This is a genomic window from Microbacterium sp. LjRoot205 (assembly GCF_056175745.1).
Map to the genome: position 1 here is coordinate 986,177 of NZ_JBGFFH010000001.1, position 9,379 is coordinate 995,555.

The 9,379-nt window shown below is 68.7% G+C and carries 10 protein-coding genes; 7 read left to right on the forward strand and 3 right to left on the reverse strand.

All coding sequences use genetic code 11. The features are described from left to right. The first annotated feature begins 120 nt into the window (after positions 1–120). From AC04ME_RS04775 to AC04ME_RS04790, 4 genes are all read left to right on the forward strand, one after another. On the forward strand, positions 121–1,461 hold the full coding sequence (locus AC04ME_RS04775) for an ABC transporter substrate-binding protein (RefSeq protein ID WP_475433808.1): 1,341 nt from the start codon (positions 121–123) through the stop codon (positions 1,459–1,461). Further along, positions 1,454–2,380, forward strand: coding sequence for a carbohydrate ABC transporter permease (locus tag AC04ME_RS04780; protein ID WP_309686106.1), 927 nt, complete (start codon positions 1,454–1,456; stop codon positions 2,378–2,380). Before AC04ME_RS04775 ends, AC04ME_RS04780 begins: the two co-directional genes overlap by 8 nt. Then, on the forward strand, positions 2,373–3,191 hold the full coding sequence (locus AC04ME_RS04785) for a carbohydrate ABC transporter permease (protein WP_475433810.1): 819 nt from the start codon (positions 2,373–2,375) through the stop codon (positions 3,189–3,191). Before AC04ME_RS04780 ends, AC04ME_RS04785 begins: the two co-directional genes overlap by 8 nt. 137 nt (positions 3,192–3,328) lie before the next feature. Beyond that, positions 3,329–4,963, forward strand: a complete 1,635-nt coding sequence (locus AC04ME_RS04790) for an Ig-like domain-containing protein (RefSeq protein WP_475433811.1) — start codon at positions 3,329–3,331, stop codon at positions 4,961–4,963. Between the two features lie 72 nt (positions 4,964–5,035). On the opposite strand, the gene AC04ME_RS04795 is transcribed toward AC04ME_RS04790, so the two are convergent. Beyond that, positions 5,036–5,578 carry a small multidrug efflux protein gene (locus AC04ME_RS04795; protein ID WP_475433812.1) on the reverse strand — a complete coding sequence of 181 codons (543 nt, stop codon included), beginning with the start codon at positions 5,576–5,578 and terminating at the stop codon, positions 5,036–5,038. 155 nt (positions 5,579–5,733) lie between these two features. Between AC04ME_RS04795 and AC04ME_RS04800 the strand changes: the two genes are divergently transcribed. Both AC04ME_RS04800 and AC04ME_RS04805 read left to right on the forward strand, forming a co-directional pair. Then, on the forward strand, positions 5,734–6,957 hold the full coding sequence (locus tag AC04ME_RS04800; RefSeq protein ID WP_475433813.1) for a sensor histidine kinase: 1,224 nt from the start codon (positions 5,734–5,736) through the stop codon (positions 6,955–6,957). Next, on the forward strand, positions 6,954–7,556 hold the full coding sequence (locus AC04ME_RS04805; RefSeq protein ID WP_042538906.1) for a response regulator transcription factor: 603 nt from the start codon (positions 6,954–6,956) through the stop codon (positions 7,554–7,556). Before AC04ME_RS04800 ends, AC04ME_RS04805 begins: the two co-directional genes overlap by 4 nt. Positions 7,557–7,763: 207 nt before the next feature. Here the strand turns inward: AC04ME_RS04805 and AC04ME_RS04810 are convergent, their stop codons facing one another. Then, positions 7,764–8,447, reverse strand: a complete 684-nt coding sequence (locus tag AC04ME_RS04810; RefSeq protein ID WP_079113910.1) for a cation efflux transmembrane domain-containing protein — start codon at positions 8,445–8,447, stop codon at positions 7,764–7,766. After that, positions 8,447–8,779: an ArsR/SmtB family transcription factor gene (locus AC04ME_RS04815; RefSeq protein WP_153302134.1), complete on the reverse strand. Its 333-nt coding sequence runs from the start codon at positions 8,777–8,779 to the stop codon at positions 8,447–8,449. The genes AC04ME_RS04810 and AC04ME_RS04815 overlap by 1 nt, the downstream gene beginning before the upstream one ends. Positions 8,780–8,898: 119 nt before the next feature. Between AC04ME_RS04815 and AC04ME_RS04820 the strand changes: the two genes are divergently transcribed. Then, positions 8,899–9,375, forward strand: a complete 477-nt coding sequence (locus AC04ME_RS04820) for a GNAT family N-acetyltransferase (RefSeq protein WP_079112286.1) — start codon at positions 8,899–8,901, stop codon at positions 9,373–9,375. The last annotated feature ends 4 nt before the right edge of the window (positions 9,376–9,379 follow it).

Below are 9,379 nucleotides of genomic sequence, written 5' to 3' on the forward strand. Positions count from 1 at the left end.
CCGGATGACTCTTCGCGTCGCTCCACGACGAACTGTTACGTCCGCGATGCGGTGGTCGTCCCTCGGCTCCTAGCGTGAGCGCCGATCTGCTTCCCCGACCCGACGCCTTGAGGAGCCCCCATGTCATTCCTTCCGAGCCGCCGTCGCCGCCGCGTCCTCCTCGGTGCCGCCGCTCTGACGGCCGCGACCATCGCGGTCGCCGGCTGCGCGACCCAGAGCCCCGAGTCCGGTGGTGAGGGCGCAGACGGCGACTTCTCGGGCCAGACCCTCAATGCGCTGCTCATCACGTCGCACGAGGGCGCAGGAAACTGGCTCAAGGAGCACTTCGAAGAGGAGACCGGCGCTGAGGTGAACCTCACGATCGTGCCCTACGACGAGATCGGCTCGACCCTCGCCCTCGACCAGCAGTCGGGAGCGAACACGTTCGACGTGGCGGCCCCCTGGTACGTGTCGATCGGGGACCTCGCCGAGGGCGGCTCCATCCAGGACCTCACCGACTGGATCGACGAGACCCCGTCGCTCGAGGAGGACGACTTCATCCCCTCGATCAACGATCCCTACACGCTGGTCGGCGACCGCCGCTACGGCCTGCCCTTCGACGGCGACACGCACGTGCTCTTCTACAACAAGGAGATCCTCGAGCGGAACGGCATCACCGAGCCCCCCGCGACCTGGGACGAGTACCTCGCAGACGTGAAGACCATCACCGAGAACGAGGGTGATGACGGCGTCTACGGATCCGCGATCTTCGGTCAGAAGTCGCCGCTGATCCTCGGCGCCGCCTACGCGAACCGCCTGGCGGGCTTCGGCGGCGAGTTCGTCGACGAGGACGGCAAGCCCACGATCAACTCCCCGGAAGCGGTGGCCGCTGCCGAGGCGCTGGTGGATGCGGTGCCCTACGCCTTCCCGACGGCTGCCGAGACCGACTTCGGCGTCGGCAACGGCGCGTGGTACGACGGCAAGGTCGCGTTCATCGAGAACTGGACCGACCTGGGCGTGGGCTCGGAGACCAACCCCGATTCGAAGGTCGCGGGCAAGTGGGGCGTGACCACGTTGCCCGTCGGCGGCGAGAACACCGAGGCGCGCGCCTCGCTGGTGGCCGGCTTCACGTGGGTCGTCGCCGCGAACACCGAGAAGACGGACCTCGCCAAGGCCTTCATCGAGTACGCCTCGTCCAGCGAGGTCAACTCCGAGCTCATCGTCGCCGACCCGCAGACGGGCATCGACCCGAACCGCGAGTCCTCGCTCGAGAGCGAGGCGTATGGCGAGACCTACCCCGACCTGCAGCGGGTCAACCGCACGACGCTGAGTGGCTCGCTGGCCTGGCCCACCGGTGAGAACGCCTCGCAGGCCGCGCAGATCCTCACCGACGAGCTGGCCAAGCTCATCGCGGGTGAGGGCGGCACCGCCCAGGACACGCTCGACCGAGTGCAGGCCGAGTGGGAAGAGATCCTTGGCTGACGCCTCGTCGATCCGCGTGCGCATCGCCCGCGCGTCCGGCCCCGTGCCGCGACGGGCGGGCGGTCCGTCGCGGTCCCGCACCGCACGACTGCTGACCGCGCCGACCATCCTGTCGATCGTCGTGCTCGGTGCGTATCCGCTCGTCTTCATCCTCGCCGCGGCCTTCACCGATTCGACACTCGGGAGACCGTTCCAGGAGTGGGTGGGAACCGCGAATCTCGAGACGATACTCGCGGATGCCGACGTCGTCGCGTCGTTCGCTCGGACGGTCGCGTATGCCGTCGTGGTGGCCGTCGTCAGCGTGGTGCTGGGGGTCGCGATCGCCGTCGCGCTGGAGCGTGCGACCCGCGCAGGCGCCGTCGTGCGCACGCTGCTCCTGCTTCCTCTCATCACACCTCCGGTGGTGGTCGGAACCCTGTGGAAGCTCGTGTTCAATCCCGGCGGCGGACTCCTCGCCACCGTGCTTCCCGGCGTCTCGCTCGCGCCGCTGTCGACCACGGCATGGGCGCTCCCGGCGATCGGCCTCGCCGACGTCTGGCAGTGGACGCCGCTGATCGTGATCCTCGTCTACGCCGCGCTGCTCACGCAGGACCCCTCCGTGCGAGAGGCGGCGTCCCTCGACGGAGCACATGGAGCCGGTCTGTTCCGGCACATCACCTGGCCGGCCATCGCGGGCACGGTGATCGCCGCGCTCTTCATCCGGCTCGTCATCGCGCTGAAGGTCTTCGACCTCGTGTTCGTGATGACGTCGGGCGGACCCGGTCAGGCCTCGACCGTGACGACCTATCTCATCCAGCAGGTCGCCCTCAAGGAGTTCGACATCGGTCGGGCGTCCGCGATCACCCTCGTGTTCGCGGTCATCGTGACCGTGGTGACCCTCGTGGTGGCGGTCTTCGCACGAAAGGCCCGGCATGACTGAGTCGCGCACCCGTCTGCGGCCGGTCGCGAGCAGTGTGCTGTTCGCGGCGCTCGCCGTCACCCTCGTCCCCCTCGCGTATCTGTTCTCGGTGTCGCTGATGGGGCGTGACGAGACGGTCTCGGGAGTCCTGTGGAGCGCCGCCCCGCACTGGGAGAACTGGGGCGACGTGCTGTCGACCGACATCCCGCGTTCGATCCTGAACTCCCTGGCCGCGGCTCTCGGCGGCGCTGCCGTCTCACTCGTCATCGCAGTCCCCGGCGCGTGGGCCATCGTGCGCCACAACGCAGGTGGCCGCACGCTCGCGGCGACACTGATGAGCCCGTGGCTGCTTCCGCCGATCGTCGCCGTGGTGCCGCTGCTGACGCTTCTGCGATCCGTGGGGCTGAACAACACGCTTCTCGGACTCACGCTCGTCTACGCACTCGTCAACGTCCCCGTCGCCGTCTGGCTGCTGGAGGGCTTCATCCGCCGGCTCCCGGTCGAGATCGAGGAGGCGGCGCGCATCGACGGAGCGGGCACTCTGCGGATGCTGTGGTCGGTCGTCGTGCCGCTGCTGCTGCCGAGCCTCGTCGCGATCGGCATCATCGTCGCGATCCTCAACTACAACGAGTTCCTTCTCGCGACCTTCCTCACCCAGAGCGTGGACTCGCAGACCTTCCCGGTCGCGCTGTCGCTCTTCTACGGAGACCGCACACCGCACTTCGGCAAGATCGCGGCCGCGTCGTTCATCGGGGTGATCCCGGTCTTCGCCGCCGCGGTGTTCTTCCAGCGCTGGCTCGTGGGGGGACTGAGTGCCGGGGCTGTGCGCTGAGGCGGGAACCACGCACTGCCAGTAACCCATTCCGGTATATCGAGGTTGTATACCGGTTGCCGCGTAATCCCCGGGCATTTTCCTGATCTCTTAGATGGGTCGCGACTGGGAGCGACTCGAATCGGATGGGGAAGACGATGACTGGGGAGCGTGGTTTCGTGCGTGCGCGCAGAAGGACGACAGGCGAGGCGAAGACGACCGGGGGAGCGAAGACGCGAGGTCGGGGCATCGCGGCGATCATCGTGGGGATGGTCATGGCGGTGACCGGACTTCTGGGGTCTGCTGTTCCGGCCACCGCGGCTCCGACGGTGACGTATCCCGGCGCGATCAGCGGTGTGTCCCTCGAGAATCAGCACGGTGGCGGGCCGCTCGTGCAGTGGCAGAACGTGAGGATCTCCGGCAAGTGGACAGTGCCGGCCGGAGCACAGGCGGGGGAGACCTTCGGGATGACGCTCCCCGCTGAGTTCAGTCGGCAGTCCGCCGGGGAGTTCACCATCGCCGATCCCGTGACGGGTCTGGTCATGGCGAACTGCGCCGTGGCGGCGGGTGGCGGGCCCGACATGGTCTGCACTCTCACCGAAGCGGTCGAGGGTCTCGAGAAGGTCGGAGGCACGTTCTGGATGGAGGCACGGGCCTCGCAGACGACGACCAGCGAGACGGTCGAGTTCGACCTGGGCGACACGGTCGAGATCGTCGATCTCCCCGGCGACGGCGGAGTGGTGCCCGAAGACCCGGCCGAACAGGAAGAGCCCTACAAGTACGGCGGGGAGACCGCGACCGATGGACTGTTGAAGTGGGTCATCGGGATTCCGAGCGGCTATGTCGATGAGGGGTCGTTCACGATCACCGACACGCTCGACGCGGGACTCACGGGGCATCACTACACCGGCGACGTGAAGCTGGTTCAGCGTGCGGTCGTGAACGGCGCGCTGGTCGGGGACGCGAGCGAGGTCGACCCTTCGGCCTACGTGATCGACCTGGCAGACGACGGGCGCTCGTTCGAGTTCGTGGCGTCCGGTCTGCCGGCCGGAGGGTTCGCATACGAGCTGGTCTACTTCACGCAGGCAGACGCACCCGTGGCCGAGGGTGACATCTTCGGCAACCACGCGATCGTCGACACGTTCGAGACGTCGGCGACCCACACGGTCGTCGAGTCCGGTGGGGGCGACGGCAGCGGTGTCGCCTACACGACGTTCTCGATCACGAAGCAGATCACCGGTGCACAGGCGGACGCCGTGCGCGACGCGACCTACACGGTGCGGTACTCGGTCAAGGGATCGGATGCCCCGCCCGCCACGATGTCGGTTCCCGTGGGGCAGCCGGTGGTCAGCGCGCGTGCGCCCCTCGGATCGACCTTCGTGATCGAGGAGATCGATCTGCCGGAGATCCAGGGCGTGACGTGGGGTGAATGGACGATCGCCGGCGAGGGCGTCGTCGACGGCGGCGACGGCACCTACGAGGTGACACCGCAGACCACTGCCGGTGTCGAGCTGACCCTGACCAACACCGCCAACCCGGTGCCGGTCGTGACGCCGACTCCGACGCCGTCACCGGTCGTGACGCCGACACCGGTCGTGACCCCGACTCCGACGCCGTCACCGGTCGTGACGCCGACTCCGACGCCGAGCCCGATCGCGGCCCCCGGCGGGCTGGCGCTGACGGGAGGCGAATCGGGTGCAGCGTTCCTGTCCCTCGCATTCGCGCTGATCGTCGGTGGCGGACTGGCCACAGGCATCGCCGCGAGGCGACGGTCGAGCACCGGACGTCGTTGACGTGAGACACGCACAGCAGAAGCCCACTCGCTCTCCGCGGGTGGGCTTCTTCTGTGCGTCCGGCGCCTGGGCTCAGCGGATCGCGTACACGGCGCCGCCGACGATCACAGCCACGATCGTGGTCCAGCCGATGATCGCGACAGCCTGCCAGACGAGGATGCGGACCTTGCCGACGCCCGACGCGGCGAGCATGGTGGCCGTGAAATGGGTGGGCAGGAGCAGCGGGCCGAGCAGGCTGACGCCCGGCACTCCGTAGCGCTCGAAGGCCCGCTGGAACTTCTCGCGGCGGGCACTGCCGCGGTCGGAATCCGCGGAGTCGGCGGGAACCGTCTCGACGGCTCCGCCTCCGGCGACCACAGCCTGCCGGCTGCGCGACCGGTTCACGATCGCTGTGCGCGCCCCCGAGCTGGCGACGACGAGCACAGCGACGCAGAGGAAGTTGCCGATGATCGCCGCGATCGCCGCGACCACGGGGTGGATGCCGCCGATGATGCCGATCGACACGGCACCCTCACCCTCGATGAAGGGGATCGCCCCGGCGAGGGCGACGATGAGCGGCTGGACGAGTTCGGGCACCTGGGCGACGAAGCCCTGGAAGGTCTCGATGAGATTCATGGGGTGGCTCCTGCCGGTCTGAGCGACGGTGTCTCCGTCGCGATGCATCCAGTCCACCGCCTTTCGCCCGACCGCGGCAGTGTCGCAGCGTCACTGCTTTCCGGGTGGTTCGCCTGCGGCATCCGTGACATGTGTCACGCCCGTACTCTGGGGGCATGAGCAGCACTTCTCCGGTCGCCGACCACTCCGGCGACCCGCCGCCCGGCGCGCGCCAACTCGCCCGGGGCATCACCGCGACCTGGTGGTACACATTCTCGGCCGTCGTCTTCCTCGAGCTGTTCCTGGTGCTGATCTGGACGCTGCAGGCCCTCGCCGTACCGGGCGACGTGGCGGCTCCGTTCATCGTGGGGCTGGGAGGGCTCGTCTGGTGGGCTTCGACGATGGTGCTGCTCGCCGGGTACCGCCACCGGCTCGATGCGGAGCCCGGAATCGCGTGGACGCGCATCGCGCTGCCTCTGCTGACAGCGGTCGGCTACGGAGCCGTCGCCGGACTGGTGATCGACAGCTGGCTGCTCGCCCTCATGCCTGTCGCTCAGTCGGTGGTGCTGCTCAACTGGCCCAAGGGCATCCGCCTGCGGATCGTCGCGCTCGCCACCCTGCTGCTCGTTCTCGTCGCCTTCGTCGACGCGGCGAGGGGCGCTGCAGACATCGGCGTCGCCGGCTGGATCCCCGCGCTGTATGCGATCATCATCCCGGCGATGTCGGTCAGCTCCCTCTGGTGGTGGGATGTGCTCGTCACCGTCGACCGCGCCAGGGCATCCGAGTCGAGACTCGCTGCGACGCAGGAGCGGCTGCGCGTCGCCACGGATGTGCACGACCTGCAGGGGCACCACCTGCAGGTGATCGCCTTGCAGCTCGAATTGGCCGAGCGCCTCATGGGGATCGACCCCGATGCGGCTCTGGAGCAGCTGCAGGCAGCCAGAGTGAGTGTCGACGAAGCGCGGCAGGGCACCCGCGACCTTGCGACGCGCTTCCGTTCGGTGCCGTTGGGCGACGAGGTCGCGAATGCGCGAGATCTTCTCGCCGCGGCCGGACTCGACGTCGAGGCCGATATCGCACCGGACGCCGACGACGCGCCATCGTCGGCTCTCGGACCCGTGATCAGGGAGACCACGACCAATGTCCTGCGGCACGGCGCCGGGCGCCGCGCGCGTCTCGCCCTCCGCCGGGTCGCCGACGGCTGGCGTTACGAGGTTGCGAACGATGTGGCGGCCGGCGCCGGGGGAGAGCCGGTGGGGTCGGGGCTCGACGGGGTCAGACGACGCATCTCGGAAGCGGGCGGAACCCTGGAGATCCGCGAGGACGCCGGTGAGTTCATCGTCTCGGTGACGGTGCCGGCATCTGAGATGCAGCCTGCTGACGAGGAGGGCACGCGATGATCCGGGTGCTCCTCGCGGACGATGAGGGCATGATCCGTTCGGCTCTCGCCGCGCTGCTGCGCCTCGAGGGAGACATCGAGGTGGTGGCCGAGTGCGCCGACGGAGAGCAGGCGCTCGCTGCCGCGCTCAGGTTGACCCCCGATGTCTGCCTGCTGGACCTCGAGATGCCGGGGCTCGACGGCGTCGAGGTCGCCGAGCGGCTGAACCGGGCGATCGTCACGCGCTGCGTCGTGGTCACCCGTCACGCCCGCCCAGGGGTGCTGCGGCGCGCGCTCGCATCGGGCGTCGCAGGTTTCCTCCCGAAGTCCCGAGGCGCCGATCAGGTCGCCGATGTGATCCGCAGGGTCGCGGCGGGAGCTCGCTATGTCGATCCCGAGATCGCGGCCGACGCGCTGAGCGATGAGCGTTCGCCCCTCACCGATCGTGAGCTGGACGTGCTGCGTGCGGGGCGTCGTGGTGAGACCACGACCCAGATCGCGAGGGCGTTGTCCCTCGCCCCGGGCACGGTGCGCAACCACATCTCCGCGGTGCTCGCGAAACTGTCGGTGGGCACACGGCAGCAGGCGGTGCTGATGGCCGAGGAGCGCGGCTGGATCTGACGCAAGCGCGCCGACCCCGTGACGAGCAGGAGGGCGGGTGGGGCTGTGGGAGGTGCCCCACCCGCGAGCCGCTCAACAGGGGAGAGTGCGGCTCAGACCGGAAGCGGGCTCATGTTCCCCCAGGCCGACTTCGGGTCTCATGTGCAAGACCCCGAAGTCGACCGAAAGTGACGCTGAGGTCAGGATCTCGCTGAACTTCTTCCGGAGTCAGTGCTCATGACGTGCGTCGTCGTGCGTGTGACGAGCGTGCTCGTCTTCCAGGATCATGCCGACCGAGGTCGCGCAGGCGTCGCCCTTCCATGCCTCGAGGCCCTCTCGAACGGCGAAGATCGCGATGACGAGTCCGGCGACGGCATCCGCCCACCACCAGCCGAACAGGCTGTTGAGGGCCAGTCCGATGAGCACCGCGGCCGACAGGTAGGTGCAGATCAGCGTCTGCTTCGAGTCGGCGACCGCCGTGGCGGATCCGATCTCGACACCCGCCCGTCGCTCGGCGAACGACACGAGCGGCATGATCACCACACTGAGCGCGGTCAGCACGAGACCGACAGCGCTGTGCTCGGGCCGGTCTCCGCCGAGCAGAGACAGCGCAGACGACGCAGCGACATAGACCGCGAGCGCGAAGAAAGCCACGGCGATCACCCGCAAGGTGGGCTTCTCCCAGCGCTCGGGATCGCGGCGGGTGAACTGCCAGGCGACGGCGGCGGCCGACAGCACCTCGATGCTCGAGTCGAGTCCGAACCCGATCAGCGCGGCAGACGAGGCGGCCGACCCCGCGGCGATCGCGACGACGGCCTCGATCACGTTGTAGACGATCGTGAAGGCCACGATGAGCCGGATGCGGCGATGCAGCGTCGCGCGCCGCTCGGGGGTGAGGGCGGTCACCGACATCAGCAGCTGCACCCGTCTCCGTCGCAGCAGCCGGGGTCGACGATCAGCATGACGCGCATCAGCTCGTCGAGGGCTGTGGCGAGGTGCGGGTCTGCGAGCGCATAGCGGCTGCGGCGTCCGTCGGGGGCGCTCTCGACGAGACCGCATCCCCGCAGACAGGCGAGGTGATTCGACAGGAGCTGACGGCTGACCCCGAGCTCGTCCGCGAGGTCGGAGGGATAGGCGGGGGCGTCTCGGAGGGCGAGCAGGATGCCTGCCCGAGTCGCGTCCGACAGTGCATGCCCGAGGCGGGCGACCGCGGCGGTATGGGTGAGCGAGGCGGTGAGGGTCACGCAGCAACAGTACACAGAAATCTGAATTCAGAGAACCCTGAATCAGTGCGGATCGGCAACATCTGCGAAATCTCCCCTCGATATCGTGAACGGCGCTGGCACCGAATCGAAGGGACGACATGGACGTGACGGTCGAGCGAGTGGCGTGGTCGCATCCGGACGCAGAGCGGCTCAGAGCCGCTCAACGCAGAGAGCTGGACGCGCGGTACGGCAGCGATGACCACGAGCCGGGCGTCATCCCCTCGGCCGACGATGTGCCGATCTTCCTCGTGGCGAGGGACGGTGGCGGTCACGCCGTCGTGTGCGGCGGTCTCAGACCCCTGCATCCGGAGGTCCTCGGATCGGATGTCGCAGAGATCAAGCGGATGTATGCGGCGCCGTCCGCGCGCGGAACAGGGGCGGCCGTCGCCCTGCTCCGCGCCCTCGAGACCGAGGCGCGACAGCTCGGCATCCGGTCTCTGGTGCTCGAGACCGGCACCGCTCAGCCGGATGCCGTGCGCTTCTACCAGCGCGAAGGGTACGTGCCGATTCCGCTGTTCGGGCACTACGTCGGCAGCGATCTCTCACTGTGCTTCGAGAAGGTGCTCGGCGCCTGAGACG

What these genes read in the sequence shown, in the direction of transcription:
- AC04ME_RS04775 (WP_475433808.1), top strand. Translation starts at nt 121, where the DNA reads ATGTCATTCCTTCCGAGCCGCCGTCGCCGCCGCGTCCTCCTCGGTGCC.
- AC04ME_RS04785 (WP_475433810.1), top strand. Translation starts at nt 2,373, where the DNA reads ATGACTGAGTCGCGCACCCGTCTGCGGCCGGTCGCGAGCAGTGTGCTG.
- AC04ME_RS04790 (WP_475433811.1), top strand. Translation starts at nt 3,329, where the DNA reads ATGACTGGGGAGCGTGGTTTCGTGCGTGCGCGCAGAAGGACGACAGGC.
- AC04ME_RS04795 (WP_475433812.1), bottom strand. Translation starts at nt 5,578, where the DNA reads ATGAATCTCATCGAGACCTTCCAGGGCTTCGTCGCCCAGGTGCCCGAA.
- AC04ME_RS04800 (WP_475433813.1), top strand. Translation starts at nt 5,734, where the DNA reads ATGAGCAGCACTTCTCCGGTCGCCGACCACTCCGGCGACCCGCCGCCC.
- AC04ME_RS04805 (WP_042538906.1), top strand. Translation starts at nt 6,954, where the DNA reads ATGATCCGGGTGCTCCTCGCGGACGATGAGGGCATGATCCGTTCGGCT.
- AC04ME_RS04810 (WP_079113910.1), bottom strand. Translation starts at nt 8,447, where the DNA reads ATGTCGGTGACCGCCCTCACCCCCGAGCGGCGCGCGACGCTGCATCGC.
- AC04ME_RS04820 (WP_079112286.1), top strand. Translation starts at nt 8,899, where the DNA reads ATGGACGTGACGGTCGAGCGAGTGGCGTGGTCGCATCCGGACGCAGAG.